The organism is Alcanivorax sp. S6407, assembly GCF_023016115.1.
In the GTDB taxonomy this organism is placed as follows: domain Bacteria; phylum Pseudomonadota; class Gammaproteobacteria; order Pseudomonadales; family Alcanivoracaceae; genus Alcanivorax.
On the sequence record NZ_JALKBH010000004.1, the window covers coordinates 235,772 to 254,481 of the forward strand.

Genomic DNA, 18,710 nt, shown 5'->3' on the forward strand with positions numbered 1-18,710 from the left:
CCGTCACACCCGCCGCCGGCACCCACCGGCGGCCCGGACCGGGCCCAACCATGAAAGATCTGCAACAGCGTATCCATGCCCTGCTCGATTCTGATGCTGCCGCGACCCTGACCGGCATCCGCCGCGGAATCGAAAAGGAAAGCCTGCGCATTACCACCGATGGCACCCTGGCGCAGACTCCGCACCCCAAGGCCCTCGGTTCGGCCCTGACCCATCCCTACATCACTACGGATTACTCCGAGGCGCTGCTGGAGTTCATCACTCCGGCCACCACCGAGGTACACAAACCGCTGGCATTTCTAGAGCAGCTGCACCGCTACGTGTACAGCCACATCGGTGACGAAGTGCTGTGGGTGAACTCCATGCCCTGCATGATCAGCAAGGACAGCGACGTACCGGTGGCCCAGTACGGCAGCTCCAATGTGGGCCGCATGAAGACCATCTACCGGGAAGGACTCGGGCATCGCTATGGTCGCAAGATGCAGACCATCGCCGGCATCCATTACAACTTTTCCTATCCTGAAGCCTTCTGGGAACTGAACCAGCAGCTGGAAGGGGACAGCGCGCCGCTGCAGACCTATATCTCGCGCCGCTACTTCGACCTGACCCGCAATTTCCAGCGCTATTCCTGGCTGCTGGTGTACCTGTTCGGCGCCTCCCCGGCCCTGTGCAAGTCCTTCCTGGCCGGTCGCGAGCACCAGCTGGACACCTTCGACCACACCCTCTACAAACCCTTCGCCACCAGCCTGCGGATGAGCGACCTGGGTTACCAGAACAATGCCCAGTCGTCACTGGCGATCAGCTATAACAATCTCGACGAATACGTTGAGACGCTGACCCACGCCATCAAGACACCGGAAGCATCCTACGAAAAATTCGGCGTGCTGGATGCGGCGGGCAACTACCAGCAGCTCAACGCCAACATCCTGCAGATCGAGAACGAGTACTACTCATCCATTCGCCCCAAGCGCACCATCAACTCCGGCGAGCGCCCTACTACCGCGCTGCAGAAACGGGGCGTGGAGTACATCGAGATTCGCGCCCTGGATCTGAACCCGTTTGAGCCGGTGGGCATCAACCAGCAGGAAATCCGTTTCCTGGATCTGTTCGCCACCTACTGCCTGCTGATGGAATCGCCGCAGCTGGAAAAATGCGACCTGACCGCCAGCAAGACCAACTTGCAGAAAGTGGTCTACGAAGGCCGCAACACCGATGTGGAACTGTGTCGCTGGGGCAAGGCAGTGACACTGAAGCAATGGGCCAGCGAAAAACTGGAACAGATGCAGCCCATCGCGGAACTGTTCGATCGCGCCCATGGCGGCAATGATTACGCCAACGCCCTGGCTCGCCAGCAGGAAAAGATCTGCACCCCGGATGCCACCCCCTCCGCCCGGATTCTGGAAAAACTGGAAGGCCGCGAACAAAGCTTCTTCCAGTTCGCCATGAACCAGGCCCTGGCCCACCGCGATCACTTCCTGTCCCGCCAGCGCTGCGATGACACCAACGCCGAACTGGAACAACTGGCCGCCAGCAGCCTCGCCGAACAAGCCGAACTGGAACAGGCCGAGCAACAGCCCTTCAGCGATTACCTGGCAGACTATTTCAGGGATTGAAGGCACGCCTGATGCCTCATGCCAAAAGGCCCGCCCGACAAACCGGGCGGGCCTTTTGGCATCTGAAGAAACTTGCTAGAGCCCGCTGTAGGAGCTTGCCTGCAAGCGATCCGAGCCTAAGCGAGGTAAGGATTCCAGAGACGTTATTCGCTGCGCTCGCCCCAGGGGTTTTCCCACACCCGCCCACATTACCAAACCCACATCACACTCCCTGTGACCAACCGTACACGTTGTTGCACTTTACCCCCTCGTTATCAACAAAAATGCGCCATCGTCTACTATGCAAAACCGCCCGGACTGCTAGTCTCGGGGCAAGGAGCAGGGAGATACGCCATGAACCCGGACCAGAAGAAACAACGGGAAAAAGCCTACAATCAGGGCTGCATGTGGGGCCTGGGCGGCGGCGACAGCAACCGTTGCCCCTATACCCCGGAAGACCCGCTGACAGAGTGGTGGTTTCAGGGCTGGGAAGCCGGCATCGACGCCTGGAACGAACGCAATCACAACAGCACTTCAGCCCGCCAGGCCTGATTCTGCAGGCTGCGCCCTCAAGATTGTCGCTGACCCGGCAGTCTTTAGACTTTTGTCTGTTCAAAGTTGCCGCCCGGCGCGGTTTTGCCTACCCTTCCGGCGTCAACCACGAAAGAGCCCACCATGACGTCCATCATTCCTGCTCCGCGAATGCTCAACCTGCTGGCTTTTCTGGCCTGCCTCTGTGCCATGGCTGGCGCCCTTTACCTCCAGCATGTGGACGGCCTGGAGCCATGCCCCCTGTGCATCTTCCAACGCATCGGTGTGATCGCCGCGGCGTTGGTATTACTGGTCGCCGCACTGCACGGTCCCAAGGGTGTAGGCGTTCGAATCTACGCCGTACTGACCGCCCTGGCCGCCATCGGCGGTGGCGCCGTATCCATCCGCCACATCTGGCTGCAGAACCTGCCACCTGATGAAGTCCCTGCCTGCGGCCCAGGTCTGGAGTACATGCTGGATGTGTTTCCCCTGCAGAACGTGATCCAGCAGGTGCTGTCCGGCTCCGGTGAATGTGCCGACCTGGACTGGAGCTTCCTTGGGCTGAGCCTGCCGGCCTGGACGCTGGTGGTATTTTCCGGCCTGTTGCTGGTAGCACTGATTCAGCTGTTCCGTCCGCTGCCGCGCTGATCTGTCATGATCGATGGTCTGCTGATTCTTCTGTTTTTCCAGTTTCTCGGTGAGGTGGTCATCCGCCTTACCGGCCTGCCCCTGCCCGCCCCCGTGCTGGGCATGGTGCTGTTACTGATGGCCCTGCTGCTCAACGCCCCCTTCACACAGCGCGTCGCCACCGCGGCAGGCACCCTGATCAAGCACATCAGCCTGCTGATCTTCCCGTTGGGGGTTGGCATCGTGCTGCAGTGGGACCGTTATCAGGAAAACGCCCTGGCACTGGTGGTGGCCGTGGTCGGCGGCACTATCATCAGCCTGATTCTGGTCACCCTGATGCTGAAACTGCTGATGGGCGGCAAGCACCAGGAAAAGGAGGATGGCCATGGACACTGATCTGCAAGGTCTGGCCGGCCTGGTACATACGCCGCTGTTCGGCATCCTGCTCACCCTGGCCAGCTACCAGTTCGCCCTGTGGGTGTATGGCAAGAGCAACAGCCTGCCCTTGTTCCACCCCTTCCTGGTGGCCTCCATTCCGGTGATCGTGGTGTTGCCGATGGTGGGCGTGGATTATGAAGAATACCGCGAGCAGACCAGCCTGATCGCTTTCCTGCTGGGCCCGGCCACGGTAGCCCTGGCCTGGCCGCTGTATCGCCAGCTACACACCGTGCGCAGCGTGCTCACCCCCATTGTCATCGCCACCCTGATTGGCGCCTTTATCGCCGCCGGCATTTCCGTGGGACTGGCCTGGTGGCTGGGCGCCCCCGAAGATGTGATTGCCTCACTGGCGCCGAAATCCATCACCACGCCGATTGCCGTGGAAGTGGTGAAATCCACCGGCGGCTCGGAATCCCTGGTAGCCGGCGCCGTGGCCATCACCGGTATCGTCGGCGCCCTGGCTGCCGGTCCGATATACCGCCTGTTGAAGGTAAAGGATGACCGCATCCGCGGCTTTGCACTGGGACTGGTCGCCCACGCCATCGGCACCGCCCGGGCCTTTGAATACGGCGAGAAAGCGGGCGCCTTCAGTGGTCTGGCGCTGGGCTTGTGCGGTCTGGTCACCGCTCTGGCCCTGCCCTGGATCTGGCCCTGGATCGCCGGCCTGCTGTCGTGAACTGTGCGCCGGGGCACACTTTGCCCGGGCAGGCACAAAAACCCATGTCGTTATAAAAAATCCGTCTTTAGCGGCAAGTCACTGACCACCCGCCGTTTTTTCACGCGCCGGCGGCCCTGCCCCGATAACGCCCCATTCTGCCCATTGCGGCGGCCCTCTCGATCATCCTAGTCTCGAAAACCCGTAGGGAAACACGGCAAGACATTTGCGCAAGGAGGACAACCCATGGCGAACACCTCACCCGGCGCCATCGCACAGTGGCAACGCATCGAAACCCTGGTCAAGGCCTGGCTGGATGAGCGCCAGCAACTGATCGTGCTGCTATGCACCCTGCAAGGCATTCGCGGGCTTGGCAATCAACAGCCGCAGCACAAACAGTTGCAGCAATTTTGCGAACTGTTGATGGACTACATCAGCGCCGGCTACTTCGAGGTGTATCGCGAACTGGTCAACGAAGCGCGGCACTTCCAGCGCGAGAACCCGGCCCTGACCCATCACATCCTGCGCCAGCTGGATAACTCCACCGATGAAGCCCTGGCCTTCAACGCCGATTTCGATAACGCGACTCATATCGCCGAACACCGTGACCAGCTACCACAGCGTATCAGCCACCTGATGCAGACCCTGGAAGAGCGCTTCGCCCTGGAAGACCAACTGATCCTCAGCATCCACCAACAGGAACCGCCGCTGCGTCAGGCAATGCATTGAGGGGCGAGGCGGCACGTGGCCTACCTTCCGCTCGAAATGTGTTTCTGGAATCCATACCTCGCTTAGGCTCGGATCGCCATGCGAGCATGGCTCCTACAGGGGGCTCAGGTTATCTACTGGCGCCGAACTCAACGAGCTGGAAGCCTTTTCCGTTCTTCACAAAACCCCGGGAACTTTTCAGGGGTTTTCTATCGAATCAAGCGTAGCTTGTAGCTTGTAGCTTGTAGCTGAAGTCTACCAACGCCCGTCCCCGTCGCCTGGCGCCGAGTCGCCACCACACCAATCCCAGACATCGAATCGCCTCGCGATCATCCGCCTGTTTGGCCAGAGCCTGCTGCGCCAGGCGTAAGGCCTGACGCAGCAGCATGTTGGTTTGCTGAGGCTGTTCACGGGTAGCCATCAGCAGGGCATGCACCGTGATGCGCACCGCCCGTTTCATGGTGCCGACACCGTGGCAGGCGAGGCTTTCGGGTTGGCGCGGCCCGCTGCGGCAAAGCCGTACCAGTCCAGTTTTCGCGTCACCAACATCACTACCGACAGCGCAGCGAACAGTAACAGGGCGCCCAACAGCAGGGCATAATCTTCCGCCATGAGGATGCCGTAAATCAGCCCCTGCACCAGCAACAGGCTACCGGCGAATCCCCATCCGGAGGCGGGTGAGCGCATCACCGCCATCAGATAAACGCCAATCAATGCACAGCACGACAAGGCCGCCGACAGATAGGCCCAGACAAAGTCGATATGTTCACTGAGCGCCACCAGCAATAGATAGAACATGGCCAATGCCAACCCCACCAGCAAATACTGCATGGCATGCAACGGATAGCGGCGAAGCACTTCAAACAGGAAGAAGGCCGCGAAGGTCAGCCCGACAATCAGAAAGGAATACTTCAATGCCCGCTCACTGGACAGCAACCCGGTCACCGGCTGCACCAGACGCACCCGCAGGGCCTGATTCGTTTCACCACACAGCCCGTTGCCCTGGGCACAATGAATGGCACTGGCGGCAGCGAGGCTGTTAGTACGCCACTGGCTGGTAAAACCGTCGGCTCCCACTTCCCTCTCCACTGGTAGCACCAGCCCTTCAAAGCTGGGATGGGGCCAGTCGGCCCGCAACGCCATGCGGGTTTCCTTGGCCAGTGGCAACGCAGCAAGGGACTCCGTGCCATTCAGGTTAAGCCGCACCTTCACGGTAAAGGCGCCCTGAATATTGGCCGGCAGTTTTACCGCCACCGCACTGTCACCCAGGCTGGACGGTAACTGTTCCGTTTCCACCAGCGGCAACGCCACATCGTTGACGAAAATCTGCGGTCGCTCCACCAGACCACGCAGGTCGGCGATCTGCATGACCAGTAACGGCGCCTGCGACGACACCACCTGCTCTGGCTGTTTGGCCTGCCCCCAACTGGCCGGGAACACCGCCTCCAGCTGCATCAGGCTGCGATACACCGGTGAACCATAAATCCCGCGGTAGCGCATGCTGGTCTGCAGCTCCCCATCAATGCTGAGCGTGTCCGGAATGGCACTCTCCAGCACCTGCCGATGACGCTCTACCCGACAATCCTTCGGCGCCTCACAATCAGATTTTTCCGCCAGATAACGACGTACCCGCGGCACCACCAGCAAGGGCCCGCTGATCATCTGCTCGCCACTCACCTGCCGGGCGATTTCGTTTTTCACCCGCCAGGCTTCGTTACTGCGATCACGCACCTTGCCCTGGATCATCATCAACGGCACCACCAGCACCAGCATCAGCCCGGCGATGGTGAGCATTTTCAAGAACAGACTGTTTCGCATCATTCCTCTCCCTCAGTGTTTGGAGAAAGGATGCAGGGGGAATGGGAGGGTTGTGTGGGGATTGTGTGGGGAGAAGACAGCTGCAAGCTACGAGCTTTGAGCTGCGAGGAAAATCAAAAGCAAAACGGAAGAGGACTGGGGGTTTACTGTGGGAGCGTGCCTGCACGCGAATGACACGGGTGAAATCAACGGCATTCGTCTGCAGGCAGACTCCCACAGGGAGCAACCTGCCCTACTTACCATCTGTCTTCGGTTTTGACTTCATTGCAGCTTGTCGCTTGAAGCTTGCAGCTATAAATGCAGCGTCACCGCCACGCCATCGGCGGTGTTTTCTACTTTAAGCGTTCCGTCATGCAGGTTGGCGATTTCCTGGACCATGGCCAGCCCCAGGCCGGAGCTTTTTTCCTCCCCGGCGGCGGGCAGGGAATAGAAACGTTCGGTGACGCGGGCCAGCGCATAGTCGGGAATGGGGGGCCCCTGATTGCTTACTCGCATCCCCTTGCCGCTCACCTCGACACGCAGCACCGAGCCCGGCTCTGCGAAGCGCAGGGCATTATCCAGCAGATTGAACAGGGCCAGCTTGAGAGTGTCCGGTTCGGCATGGATTCCCTCACCACTGACCGAGACAGAGACACCTTTTTCCTGCAACAACGCATATCGACTGTCCTGCCACTGCCCCGCCAGCGATGCCACATCCACTACCTGCTTCTGTGCCGGCAGGCTCTCCAGCTTTTCCAGTTGAGCCATGGCCAACAGACGATCCAGCAGATCGCTGAGGCGCAGACTTTCATGCACCACGTTATCGGTAAAACGCTCAAGCGCAGGGTCGTCAATTTCGTCAGCCAGAATTTCGCCAGCACCGCGAATGGCAGCCAGAGGACTTTTCATTTCGTGGGTAAGCAGGGTGACGTTATCTTCCAGCCGGGAGCGATCCTCCAGCTTGCGACGCATGGCGGTCACCGCATCGGCCAGGGCATGAATTTCATCACGGCCACGAAACGCCGGTGGCGACACACGCTCCCCCGCAGCCACCGCCTGGGCATAGCCTTGCAGGCGATTAACCCGGCGACTCAGCCACCACACCAGCAAGCCACCCAACACCAGACAGAACAACAACACTCCACTGCCATACAGCATCAGACGTCTTTCTGCCCGTTCGATGAACGGCTCAATAGAGCGCCCCGCCTTACCCAGACTGATCACCCCGATCAGGCTGCCGGCATCACGGATCGGCGCCGCCACATACATCACCGAGGTGGAAGGATCCGCCGGATCACTGCGCGTGGTCCGCGCGCCATAGCTTCCCTGCAACGTCAGATAGACATCATTCCATTGGGAAAAGTCCTGTCCTTCGTCACGGCCCTTCGAATCAAACAGCACCCTCCCGTCCGGCCCGGTAATATAGACATGGGTATGGATGCCGCCTTTCTTCATGCCCCAGATATCCGCATCCGGGGTCCGCGCTGCATAGCGCTGCAAGGCCTCACGCAACTGCGGCGTGATCACGATGGCGCCGTTCTGCGCATCCACTGCCACCATTTCCGCCAGCAGGTTGGCGGCATCTACCAGGGTTTCTTCTGCCGACTGCCGAACCAGCGGCTTGGCCTGGCTGAACACCATGTCCAGCACGAACCAGCCCAGCAGGCCGAGGATCAGGAAGTAGAACAGCAGCAAACGCTGGCCGAGCTTCACGGTGTCTCCAGGTAATAGCCAATGCCGCGGCGGGTGGCGATCAGGGTATCGGTCTGCAGAGGTTTCAGTTTGCTGCGCAGGGTCTTGATATGGGTATCCACGCTGCGCTCGAAACTGTCTTCGTCGCTGTCGCAGATATCCAGCAGATGGGCGCGACTGAATACCTGCCCGGGGTGCTGAATCATGGCCGCCAGAATGCGATATTCGGAACGGGTCAGGGACAACGGCTGGCCCTTGCAGAGAATGCGGGCACCGGCTTCATCCAGCTGCCACAGGGATTCGGCAACCCGGGGGACCTGGCGCTTGAGGATGGCTCGGATGCGCGCCACCACTTCACGTGGACTGAAGGGCTTGGTGACATAATCATCGCCACCCAGCTCCAGCCCCAGAATACGGTCTACCTCGTCCTGACGGGCGGTGAGAAACAGCACCGGCACCTCGCTACGCTGGCGCAACCGTTTCAGCACCTCGAAGCCATTGATATCCGGCAGCCCCACATCCAGCACCACCAGATCCACCTTGTCGGTCTCCAGCCTGGCCAGAGCCTCTTCCCCAAGGGCGACATGAGCCACCGAAAAGTGCTCCCGCTCCAGCGCGAACATCAGTGGCTCCGCGATGCGCGGCTCATCATCAACAATCAGTACTCGGGTCACGAAACGGGAATTCCTTGCCTGCTGTCACCGCATCATAACCACAGCCCGGCGTTTATCCCACTCCCAGCCCTCACCACTCGCGGGAACGGGTTCTGATCTCCTGAATGACCAGTTCATCGCCACGGCGGACCAGCCGCAGACGCACCGAATTTTCCCGATTCAGCGACGTCTGAAACAGTGCGTACTCCTCCTGCATCTGAAAGCTCACTTCCCAGCCCTCATCCGCCGCCTTGCGTATATCCGGTTTCTTGATAGTGAAGGAATGCGCTGATGCGAAGCGCCACAACAAACGTTGCTGCTGGAGAAATTCGTCGCGACTGAGCGAAATGACCGTGGGCGCTTCATTACCTGTCAACATGGACACCTGTACCGCCACATCATCTGCCAGCATCCCTGCCACCTTGCCGTTATCCTGTTCGCGAATCGCCTGCTCGTAGTCGACAAGAAAATCCACCACATCATCACTATTGGCATGACTGGTGACGGTGATGCCGAGCACCAGCATCGCCAGTACCATCCGTTGAAAAATCGACAACATTACCAGGCCCTCCCATCACCACATTCGGCACGTTCCGGCGCCACCTTGCAGCGCACCTTTTTCATCCAGCCCATCATGGCCGTGTCATACACACCAGACTCGATCAGGAACACCCGGGACTCATTCATCATCTGCGAATAGCGCTCGCGATCCCTGTCTGGTGGCGGAAAGAAGAACAGGATTTCCTTTTCCGCGGCATGCACCACTTTCATGGCCGGCTCGAACTGGTCCGCAAAGTAACGTCGCGACCGGGCCATGAAATCCTCGGCAAATTTTTCATGGCGAAGCACCAGCTGTTGGGTCAACAGGGCCGTCGGCATCTTCAGCACAACCCCGCGAGCGCCCACCCCGCGATACAACTCCAGAGGAAGGTAGGCCACCGCCGGCGCGGCGATCACATCCACCACGCCATTGTTGAATTTCGATGAGAAATTGGTGACGTCGGACAGGTCCGGGCGCATACCGACATGCTCAGCCATCAGCACCTGCGCGCGGTCATTATCGAATACCGCCATGGTATGGCCGGCGATCTTTTCCACGCTATTGATACTACGATCATTGATATGCAGATAGGCGGCACCCAGCGGCAGAATGCCAGCGGTTTCATAGGCACCATGACGCTGACTTTCCGCCAGCTTTGGGTGCGCCAGTAATTCAATCAGGGTTTGCAGGCCGGCATAACTATCCAGGCCGCCAATGGCATCAATACTGCCGGTAAAGGGAACAAACTGGCGGGCACGAATGCCGGTCATCATCAGGCCATCACAAAACCCGGCCTTGAGATCCTCAGCGGCCACCCGTTCATCGGTGAACACCTTGAGTTCAATCGGTGTTCCCCATCCAGCGGCGGCCAGTTGGTAGCCCTTCATCTGTTCCCACAGATCGCCCTGGGCGCCGATCAGACTGAATACGCAGATCGTTCTGGCCAGTGCCGCCGGCGCCAGCATGCACAGCAGCATGGCCAGCACGATGTGCATCCCTGCACGTGATGTCTTGTTCATGGTTATTCTCGACGTTATCCCTTTCGCAAGCCGGAACCCGGCCACAACCACACCCGCGGCCTCCATGGCCGGGAAAGGCAAGATTAGCAAATGGTTCAGCAGGAAATACATTCCGGCACAGACCGCCAGTTATGGCATCATGACAGAAACGATCATTTCTCCACGGAAAGGAGACTCACCATGCTCGAGCGTATAGAAAACCTGCCCGAAGACACGGTCGGAGTCAGTGGTCACGGCGAACTCACCGCCAGTGATTACAAGAGTGTACTGATCCCCGCCATTGAAGAGGCGCTCAGCGATCACAACCAGATTAATTTCCTCTACGAACTGGGCCCCAGCTTCGAATCCTTCTCTGCCGGCGCCATGTTGCAGGATGCTCTGGTCGGGTTACGTCATCCCCTCAGCTGGCACAAGATTGCCGTGGTCACCAGCCACGACTGGATCGCCAACCTGATCCGCCAGGCCAGCGCAGTGATTCCGGGGGAGGTGAGGGTATTCGAGTGGGCGGAGCAGAAGGACGCGTTGAGCTGGCTGGCGAGCTGACGAGAAGCTACAAGCCTCAAGCTGCAACGCGAGCAAGCATTATCTTTACTGCAGACTCCTCGCCGCGATTAAGGTCTCGTCGCGGACTGCTAACTTGAAACCACGGCACTGCACCAGTCCGCGCCTTGTAGCTTGTAGCTTGTAGCTTGTAGCTCGCAACTGCTTTCACCCCGCCTGCCGCATGCTCAATTTCAGTGCATCCAGCAAATCCTTGCCGGCACTGTGCAGTTCGCGGATATCTTTCAGGAAGAAGGTCTTGCGGGCCTCGGTCTGGACCACCAGCACCCCGTAGAGCACGCTGTCGAATTCCAGCGGAATGCCCAGGTAGCTCTGGAAGCGTTCCTCATCGGAACCCTCGATATGGAAGTAGTCGTCGTGGCTCTGGATATCCCGAGCCACCACCGGGCTGCGGGAGCGAGCCACCTTGCCGGTAAGCCCCTGTGAATAGCACAGGGTGACGCCCAGCACATCCTGGTTGAGGCCACTGGTGGCCACCATTTCCAGGGTCTGGCTGACCACATCCGCCTGATACAGGCTGCACACCTGCACGTTGAGACGGTTTCTTACTGAGTCCACACGGGCATGCATAAAATCCGGGGGCAGAGGCACGGTACTTCCTTGGCAGTTTTTGGACATTTCCTCTTTCAAGTTTCGTGCCCAAACTCCAGACAAAAATATGTATACCCCATAAAACAAGGAGTTGTGTCAGCACCCAAAAGACGCCTCCCCACCCTCCATCGGGCCAGGCTCACCCTCGCCAGCTTCCCCATGCTCTCGGCGCAATTGCCGTTCTTGCCATAACACTCTTCCGCCGGTTTGATTTACACTGTATACGCTATAACCAACCGGAGCCTGCGCGTGGCCAAAAAAGCAAAAACCGAAGCCGAAATCGCCGAATTCCGGAACCGGGTCTGTGATGCAGCCACCCGCCTGTTCATCGAACGCGGCCCGCAGAATGTGACCATGCGGCAGATCGCCAGCGAGGTGGGTGTCAGCCCGATGACCCCCTACCGCTACTTCCAGGACAAGGAAGAAATTCTCGCCATCGTCCGCGCCGAGGCCTTTCACCGCTTCTCCGAGACCTTGGAAAACGCCGTCGCCAATGCCCCCGATGCGCGCAGCAAGGGCCGCGCGGTGGGCGATGCCTATGTGCATTTCGCCAAGACCTACCCCAGCGCCTACCAGCTGATCTTCTCCTTCGCCCAGCAGGACGAGGACCAGTACCCGGAGCTGGTCGATGCCAATGCCCGTGCCCAGAAGGCCATGGTCAATTACGTGGAAGAGATGATTGCCGCCGGCCTGCTGGAGGGGGATGCTCAACTGATTGGCTACATGTTCTGGGCCACCCTGCACGGCATCGTGGTACTGGAACTGGCCAGCGGCTTGCGCGGCATGAATGGCGACACCCTGCGTGAAAAGATCATGCGCACCCTGTATGCCGGCATGAAGGTACTCCCGCCCCACCTGGACGATTGACCGTTTCGCTCACAGGCCGATCAAGGGTGCTTGACGTTTAAGATATACAGTGTAAATTTATAACGTAAATGATTCGCCCGATTTCGGGCAGACAGAAGACAGAACGAGGAAACGACCATGTCCCTGCCAGCATCCATTACCTCCCGGCTCCGCCTGCCGGTCATGTGTTCCCCCATGTTCATCATTTCCGGTCCCGAGCTGGTACTCGCCCAGTGCAAGGCAGGTGTGATCGGCTCGTTCCCGTCCCTGAATGCCCGCCCCCTGTCCCAGCTGGATGAGTGGCTGTCGCAGATTACCGAGGAACTGGCCAAGTGGGATCGCGAGAACCCGGACCAGCCCTCCGCGCCGTTTGCCGTCAACCAGATCGTGCATCGCTCCAATGACCGTCTCGAGAAAGACCTGGAGCTGTGCGAGAAATACAAAGTGCCGCTGGTGATCACCTCCCTGGGCGCCCGTGAAGAAGTGAACACCGCCGTGCATGGCTGGGGCGGCATCGTGATGCACGACATCATCGATAACTATTTTGGCCACAAGGCCATCGAGAAAGGCGCTGATGGCCTCATCGCCGTAGCTTCCGGTGCGGGCGGCCACGCGGGCACCCAGTCACCCTTCGCCCTGATTCAGGAACTGCGTCAATGGTTCGATGGCCCGCTGGCCCTGTCCGGTTCCATCGCCAACGGCCGCTCCGTACTGGCCGCCCAGGCCATGGGCGCGGATCTTGCCTACATCGGCTCCATGTTCATCGCCACCGAAGAAGCCAATGCGGTGCAGGAATACAAGGACATGATCGTGGACAGCAGCGCCAAGGACATCGTCTACAGCAACCTGTTCACCGGCGTACACGGCAACTACCTGGCACCGTCCATCGTCAATGCCGGCATGGACCCGAGCAACCTGCCGGAGAGCGATCCTTCTGCCATGAACTTTGGCTCTGGCGGTAACTCTGACAAGAAAGCCTGGAGAGATATCTGGGGCTGCGGTCAGGGCATCGGCGCCATCGAAGCCGTGCAGAGTGCCGGCGATGCAGTGGCGCGACTGGCTGACGAATATGCCGCCGCCAAAAAGGCCCTGTGCGCCAACTGACCCTTCGATGAACGGCAATCCGGAACAGGATTGCCGCGTTCCTCACTTACAGGGAGAACAGCATGAAAAAGAAAGGACTCAATGCCTGGCATGAGGTGGTAAAAACCAAAAACCTGGACCTGCTCAAGGACCTGATTGCCGACGACGCGGTATTCCATTCACCACTGGTGCATACCCCGCAGGAAGGCAAACCTCTCACGCTGGCGTACCTGACGGCCGCCATGCATGTGCTGGCCAACGACAGCTTTCACTATGTGCGTGAAGTCAGCGAAGGCAATCATTCCGTGCTGGAATTTGCCCTTGAGCTGGATGACATTGCGGTGAACGGTGTCGACATGATCACCTGGAACGATGATGGCAAGATCATCGACTTCAAGGTCATGGTTCGCCCGTATAAAGCGATTGAGTCGGTACGCACCCGTATGGCCGCCATGCTGGAAAAACTGAAGTAAGCCATCCGTCCCGGATGGCAGAGCCCACGGGTTGATCGCGATGACGATCAGCCCGCCATTACCTCTTCCTCTGCCACCGGTAACGCCTCCAGAAACGCAATCAATGCGCCAAGAAACGCATCCGGTTGCTCAAGAAATGCCGAGTGACCGCCCTTGAAGGTGGACAGCTGCGCTTGCGGTATCCGACAGATTGCCGGCCGGCACAGCCACAGCGGGATCACCCGGTCCGACCTTGACCATGCCACCCACACCGGCATCGGCAAGCCAGCCGCCAACGCTCTCAGGTCTGCCTCTGGCCGACCAAAACTGTCCCACGCTTGTGCCAGTACCGCCGCGCACTCGCTGCCCGCTGCGATGATCCGCTCACGCTGCGCCTGGGCCGCCGGCTCTGGCAGCACCATAAACCGGTAATACCAGCGAAACAGCCGTGGATACCAGCTCGCGCCTCTTTCCCCTGCCCGGAAAAAGCCCCGGAACAGACGCGTCAGCCCCTTGATCATGGGCCACACCGGCACCAGCCCACCAGCGTCACACAGTACCAGGCCAGCCACCGGATGCTCACTGGCATAGATAATCGCCGCCGCGCCACCAATGGAGTTACCGACAATCACCGGACGCTCTATCTGCAACTGTCGCAGCACATGCGCCAGCAACTCCGCGTAACGCGCTGCCGACGCCGGCTGGTGATCCGCATCTGAACGTCCCTGCCCGGGCCAGTCGATGCGGATCACCTCGTAGCGATCACTCAGCATGGCAGCCAGACCGGCAAAATCACCACCACCGTGCCCCACCGCATGCAGACATACCAGCGCCGGCCCCCGGCCCTCCCGGGATACCGCCAACCGTACCCCGTCACATTCCACAGACTGTGCCGTTTCCGGCACGCCACAGGCGTATCGCTTCATTCTCATCCACCTCTTGTGATATAAATATCACCCTGATGTGATACTTATATCACATCACAGAGAATTTCCCACTATCCCGATTGCCCTTCATTGGCGGAGGAACCATGGCCCAGCCCGCAAAAACCACTCAACAATTGCTGCAGGCAGCGGCGGATGAGTTCAACGAGCAGGGATTTCAGGGCACCGACACCAACAAGATTGCCCAGCGGGCCGGCTTTTCACCGCAAACCTTCTACCGCCACTACCCCAACAAGACAGCCGTGTTTGTCGCCGTCTATGAGGCCTGGGAAAGTCAGGAACGACAGGGTCTGGAATCCCTGGTCAGCAAAGGCGCCGCGCCGGCCAACATCGTCGACGCCCTTATTCGACAACATCGTAATTACCGGATCTTCCGACGCAGCCTGCGCCTGCTATCAGTGGAGAATGATGCGGTGCGCTGTGCCCGGGCACTCAGCCGTCAGCGCCAGGTGAAAGCCATCCTGTCAGCATTGTCACTGCCCGCCAGCATGAAGCAGGACATCACCATCCGCCTGCTGCAGATCGAGCGACTGGCGGATGGCCTGGTAGAAGGCGAATTCAAGGATCTCGGCGTCAGCGACAAACGGATCAAGGAAGAAATTGCCGGACTGCTTCCCTTCAATGTGCAGGGGCAGTGACGGGTTAGCTTTGAGCTGTGAGTTTCGAGTTTCGAAAATCCTGAGCTAAAAAAGGAAGAACCGGTAGAGATATTGGGGTTATGCCATCACTATTTTAGCCGGCCACTGCAGGCATATAGCGATGGAACGCTTCGGTGGCAGCCGCCACTGTCACCGCCACGAATACCCCGCTGAACATGATGCCCACCGTGGCGGTGGCCAGCGCCAGCAGCTTGCTCTTGCGAGAGGACGGCCGGAAGTCGCCATAGCCCACGGTGAGCGCGGTGATAAACGACCAATAGAAGGCATCAAACCGGGACCAGTTTTCCAGCCGCCCCACCCATTGGCCGAGCAGGGTAATCAACAGAAAGAAGAACAGCAGCAAGGGGAAACCGAGTTTCATGGCTTTCAGGAACAAGGCCAGAAACAGCAATGTGAATTCCATTTATTTCTCCCTCATCCAACAGCGTTTGGAATCCTTACCTCGCCTGGGCTCGGATCGCGGTCGAACGACTGTTATTAGCTACGCAACGTTCCTACAGCAGTTCCGTAGAAATGCAGAACCCCGGGAACTTTTCCGGGGCTCTCTATCCAATCAAGCGTAGCTCGTAGCTCGCAGCTATTGACTAAAGTTAACCCGACAGAACCAGCTCTTCAGATACGAAGTTTCGGGAATCGCCGGATGCACCGGATGGTCCGGGCCCTGCCCCTCATAACCAATCACCTGGATATTGCGATCGATATGCCGGGCGCTGGAGTGGATCACATCCAGCAGCTTGTCCGCCGGCATATGCATGGAGCAGGATGCCGAGATCAGGTACCCCCCCGGCTTCACCAGACGCATGGCCAGTTCGTTGATGGCGTGGTAGCCAGCCAGACCATTCTTGAAGTCTTTCTTTCGCTTCACAAAAGCCGGCGGATCCAGCACCACCAGGTCGTATTTTTCACCATCTGCGATCAACTGCTTCATGGCAGCGAAAGCATCCCCCTGCATGGAGCCCACCTTGTCCGCCACACCGTTCAGCTCCGCGTTGCGATGCACATACTCGATGGCCGTTTCCGATGCATCCACGCAGGTCACGGCATCCGCACCTGCCAGTGCCGCCTGAATACCCCAGCCACCACAGTAAGAGAAAACATCCAGCACCCGCGCCCCTTTGGCCAGCGGCGCCATCTTCTGCCGGGCGCTGCGATGGTCATAAAACCAGCCTGTCTTCTGGCCTTCCGCCAGCGGCGCGCTGAAGCGGGCACCGTTCTCCAGCAGCGAAACCTCATCCAGCAGCTCACCTTTCAGGGCTTTGGTATAACGCTCCATGCCCTCAATCTCACGGGCAGCGGCTTCGTTCTTGGCAATGATATGAGCGGGATCCAGCACCGCATCCAGCGCACTGACGATCACATCCAGATGGGCTTCCATGGCACCGGAACCGGTTTGCACAACCAGCACATCATTAAAACGATCCACCACCAGCCCGGGCAGCCCATCCGCTTCACCGAAGATCAATCGGTAACAGGGTTCATCAAACAATGTCTCCCGCAGGGTCAGCGCCTGCTCGATACGCTTCTTGAAAAAGCTGCGCGACAGCTCCTGCTTCACGTCACGGCTGTAAAGCCGCGCGGCAATCAGGGAATGCGGACTCAGCAGGGCCCGGCCCAGCGCCTTGCCGCGGCTGTCCTCGACAATACAGGCAGCCCCCACCGGCAGATCCTTGAGCGGGGTCTGGCGGGTATCGATCTCGTTGGCATAGACCCACAGATGCCCAGCTTTAAGGCGGCGCTCTTCATTCTTGCGAAGACGGATAACAGTCGGTTCGGTCATGGTAAATACACTGGCAGGCCGGAAAGGGCGCATGATAACACAGGCACTCTCATCCCGAGGGGAGACGTACCTTTTGTGGGAGTTTGCTTGCAAACGAAGGTTATCCCACTCTCGAGCCACCCTTCGCTTGCAAGCAAGCTCCCACAGCAGCCGCGGAGCGACAACAAAAAAACCCGGCCAGATGGCCGGGTTTTTCGTGTTGCATGACGCGTGTTGCGTGATGCGTATCCTGCTTAGCTCTTGACGAACTCGGGGTAGGCTTCCATACCGCAGTCTGCGATATCCATACCCTCGTACTCTTCCTCTTCGCTTACGCGGATACCCATTACCACTTTCAGGATGCCCCACACTACCAGGCTGGCAACGAACACCCAGGTGAAGATGGTAGCAGCACCGATCAGCTGGCCAGAGAAGCTGGAGTCACCGTTGGTTACCGGTACCAGCAGCAGACCCAGCAGACCTACAACACCGTGTACGGAGATGGCACCAACCGGATCGTCGATCTTCAGCTTGTCCAGGGTCAGGATGCTGAACACTACCAGTACACCACCCAGAGCACCGAACAGGGTAGCCTGCAGGGCAGTCGGAGTAGACGGCTCGGCAGTGATGGCCACCAGGCCAGCCAGCGCGCCGTTCAGCAGCATGGTCAGGTCAGCCTTGCCGAACAGGATGCGGCCTACGATCAGGGCGGCAACCGCACCACCAGCAGCAGCGGTGTTGGTGTTCAGGAATACCATGGCCACAGAGTGTGCGTTGGCAGCATCACCCAGTTTCAGTACGGAACCACCGTTGAAGCCGAACCAGCCCATCCACAGGATGAAGGTACCCAGAGCGGCCAGCGGCAGGTTGGAACCCGGGATAGCGTGAACTTCGCCATTCGGACCGTACTTGCCTTTACGAGCGCCCAGCAGCAGTACACCAGCCAGGGCAGCAGCAGCACCAGCCATGTGAACGATGCCGGAACCCGCGAAGTCAGAGAAGCCCAGGTCGCCCAGGTTGTACATGCCGAAGACTTCAGCACCACCCCAGGTCCAGGAACCTTCCAGCGGGTAGATCACGCCAGTCATTACCACGGCGAAGATCAGGAAAGCCCACAGCTTCATACGCTCTGCAACCGCACCAGATACGATGGACATGGCAGTAGCCACGAACACAACCTGGAAGAAGAAGTCAGAAGCACCAGAGTAAACGGAATCACCGTCGAAGCCGTTTTCAGCAGAAGCGCTCAGTACACCGGCCAGATCGAAATCACCGATCCCGCTCAGGAAGATACCGCCGCCGTACATGATGGCGTAACCGCACACCAGGTACATGATGCAGCTGATGGCGAACAGCGCCACGTTCTTGGTGAGAATTTCAGTAGTGTTCTTGGCGCGGACAAGGCCCGCTTCCAGCATGGCAAAGCCAGCTGCCATCCACATTACCAATGCGCCACACACCAGAAAGTAAAAGGTGTCGATGGCGTACTGCAGTTCAAAGATTTGGTTTTCCACAATGCAACCCTCCGAAAATGGAAGCGTGTTTTCTCAAGCCCTGGCATGGGT

Annotated in this window: 22 protein-coding genes; 11 read left to right on the forward strand and 11 right to left on the reverse strand. The window is 59.0% G+C overall.

The window, feature by feature from the left end:
• Positions 1-50: 50 nt before the first annotated feature.
• The 6 genes from gshA (at position 51) to rsd (ending at position 4,572) form a co-directional block, all read left to right on the forward strand.
• Positions 51-1,613 carry a glutamate--cysteine ligase gene (gene gshA, locus MWU49_RS10795; RefSeq protein ID WP_246971953.1) on the forward strand — a complete coding sequence of 521 codons (1,563 nt, stop codon included), beginning with the start codon at positions 51-53 and terminating at the stop codon, positions 1,611-1,613.
• A 333-nt stretch (positions 1,614-1,946) separates the two neighbouring features.
• On the forward strand, positions 1,947-2,144 hold the full coding sequence (locus tag MWU49_RS10800; protein ID WP_246971955.1) for a ribosome modulation factor: 198 nt from the start codon (positions 1,947-1,949) through the stop codon (positions 2,142-2,144).
• A gap of 123 nt (positions 2,145-2,267) precedes the next feature.
• The gene (locus MWU49_RS10805; RefSeq protein WP_246971957.1) at positions 2,268-2,771 is read left to right on the forward strand and encodes a disulfide bond formation protein B; all 504 of its coding nucleotides are present in this window, start codon (positions 2,268-2,270) and stop codon (positions 2,769-2,771) included.
• Positions 2,772-2,777: 6 nt separating this feature from the next.
• Complete coding sequence (locus MWU49_RS10810; RefSeq protein WP_246971959.1) at positions 2,778-3,146, forward strand: CidA/LrgA family protein; 369 nt, start codon at positions 2,778-2,780, stop codon at positions 3,144-3,146.
• Positions 3,136-3,864 carry an LrgB family protein gene (locus tag MWU49_RS10815; protein ID WP_246971961.1) on the forward strand — a complete coding sequence of 243 codons (729 nt, stop codon included), beginning with the start codon at positions 3,136-3,138 and terminating at the stop codon, positions 3,862-3,864. Before MWU49_RS10810 ends, MWU49_RS10815 begins: the two co-directional genes overlap by 11 nt.
• A gap of 225 nt (positions 3,865-4,089) precedes the next feature.
• Positions 4,090-4,572 (forward strand): sigma D regulator, encoded by a 483-nt coding sequence (gene rsd / locus MWU49_RS10820; protein WP_246971967.1) that lies wholly within the window; start codon positions 4,090-4,092, stop codon positions 4,570-4,572.
• A gap of 196 nt (positions 4,573-4,768) precedes the next feature.
• On the opposite strand, the gene MWU49_RS10825 is transcribed toward rsd, so the two are convergent.
• From MWU49_RS10825 to MWU49_RS10850, 6 genes are all read right to left on the reverse strand, one after another.
• Positions 4,769-5,011 (reverse strand): hypothetical protein, encoded by a 243-nt coding sequence (locus tag MWU49_RS10825; protein WP_246971970.1) that lies wholly within the window; start codon positions 5,009-5,011, stop codon positions 4,769-4,771.
• Positions 5,008-6,372, reverse strand: a complete 1,365-nt coding sequence (gene creD, locus MWU49_RS10830) for a cell envelope integrity protein CreD (protein WP_246971972.1) — start codon at positions 6,370-6,372, stop codon at positions 5,008-5,010. Before creD ends, MWU49_RS10825 begins: the two co-directional genes overlap by 4 nt.
• Positions 6,373-6,660: 288 nt before the next feature.
• Positions 6,661-8,061, reverse strand: a complete 1,401-nt coding sequence (creC, locus tag MWU49_RS10835) for a two-component system sensor histidine kinase CreC (protein ID WP_246971974.1) — start codon at positions 8,059-8,061, stop codon at positions 6,661-6,663.
• Entirely contained in the window at positions 8,058-8,714 is a 657-nt protein-coding gene (gene creB, locus MWU49_RS10840; protein WP_246971976.1) for a two-component system response regulator CreB, read from the reverse strand. Before creB ends, creC begins: the two co-directional genes overlap by 4 nt.
• A 70-nt stretch (positions 8,715-8,784) precedes the next feature.
• A complete protein-coding gene (locus tag MWU49_RS10845) occupies positions 8,785-9,252 on the reverse strand; it encodes a hypothetical protein (protein WP_246971978.1) in 468 nt (155 codons plus the stop codon).
• The gene (locus tag MWU49_RS10850; protein ID WP_246971986.1) at positions 9,252-10,253 is read right to left on the reverse strand and encodes a putative solute-binding protein; all 1,002 of its coding nucleotides are present in this window, start codon (positions 10,251-10,253) and stop codon (positions 9,252-9,254) included. The genes MWU49_RS10845 and MWU49_RS10850 overlap by 1 nt, the downstream gene beginning before the upstream one ends.
• A 180-nt stretch (positions 10,254-10,433) precedes the next feature.
• Here MWU49_RS10850 and MWU49_RS10855 point away from each other — a divergent pair, with 180 nt between their 5' ends.
• Positions 10,434-10,796, forward strand: coding sequence for an STAS/SEC14 domain-containing protein (locus MWU49_RS10855; RefSeq protein ID WP_246971988.1), 363 nt, complete (start codon positions 10,434-10,436; stop codon positions 10,794-10,796).
• 165 nt (positions 10,797-10,961) lie between these two features.
• Here the strand turns inward: MWU49_RS10855 and MWU49_RS10860 are convergent, their stop codons facing one another.
• The gene (locus MWU49_RS10860) at positions 10,962-11,405 is read right to left on the reverse strand and encodes a GAF domain-containing protein (RefSeq protein WP_246971990.1); all 444 of its coding nucleotides are present in this window, start codon (positions 11,403-11,405) and stop codon (positions 10,962-10,964) included.
• Between the two features lie 249 nt (positions 11,406-11,654).
• Between MWU49_RS10860 and MWU49_RS10865 the strand changes: the two genes are divergently transcribed.
• From MWU49_RS10865 to MWU49_RS10875, 3 genes are all read left to right on the forward strand, one after another.
• Positions 11,655-12,272, forward strand: coding sequence for a TetR/AcrR family transcriptional regulator (locus MWU49_RS10865; protein ID WP_246971993.1), 618 nt, complete (start codon positions 11,655-11,657; stop codon positions 12,270-12,272).
• A gap of 117 nt (positions 12,273-12,389) precedes the next feature.
• Positions 12,390-13,355, forward strand: coding sequence for a nitronate monooxygenase family protein (locus MWU49_RS10870; protein ID WP_246971995.1), 966 nt, complete (start codon positions 12,390-12,392; stop codon positions 13,353-13,355).
• Positions 13,356-13,417: 62 nt separating this feature from the next.
• On the forward strand, positions 13,418-13,807 hold the full coding sequence (locus MWU49_RS10875; protein ID WP_246971997.1) for a nuclear transport factor 2 family protein: 390 nt from the start codon (positions 13,418-13,420) through the stop codon (positions 13,805-13,807).
• 47 nt (positions 13,808-13,854) lie between these two features.
• Here MWU49_RS10875 and MWU49_RS10880 read toward each other — a convergent pair whose 3' ends face one another.
• A complete protein-coding gene (locus MWU49_RS10880; RefSeq protein WP_246971999.1) occupies positions 13,855-14,712 on the reverse strand; it encodes an alpha/beta hydrolase in 858 nt (285 codons plus the stop codon).
• Positions 14,713-14,816: 104 nt separating this feature from the next.
• Here MWU49_RS10880 and MWU49_RS10885 point away from each other — a divergent pair, with 104 nt between their 5' ends.
• A complete protein-coding gene (locus MWU49_RS10885; RefSeq protein ID WP_246972001.1) occupies positions 14,817-15,368 on the forward strand; it encodes a TetR/AcrR family transcriptional regulator in 552 nt (183 codons plus the stop codon).
• Between the two features lie 94 nt (positions 15,369-15,462).
• Here the strand turns inward: MWU49_RS10885 and MWU49_RS10890 are convergent, their stop codons facing one another.
• The 3 genes from MWU49_RS10890 to MWU49_RS10900 form a co-directional block, all read right to left on the reverse strand.
• Entirely contained in the window at positions 15,463-15,792 is a 330-nt protein-coding gene (locus tag MWU49_RS10890) for a potassium channel family protein (protein WP_246972004.1), read from the reverse strand.
• A 174-nt stretch (positions 15,793-15,966) separates the two neighbouring features.
• Positions 15,967-17,166: a class I SAM-dependent rRNA methyltransferase gene (locus MWU49_RS10895; RefSeq protein ID WP_246972007.1), complete on the reverse strand. Its 1,200-nt coding sequence runs from the start codon at positions 17,164-17,166 to the stop codon at positions 15,967-15,969.
• 233 nt (positions 17,167-17,399) lie between these two features.
• The gene (locus tag MWU49_RS10900; protein WP_246972010.1) at positions 17,400-18,659 is read right to left on the reverse strand and encodes an ammonium transporter; all 1,260 of its coding nucleotides are present in this window, start codon (positions 18,657-18,659) and stop codon (positions 17,400-17,402) included.
• Positions 18,660-18,710 lie beyond the last annotated feature (51 nt).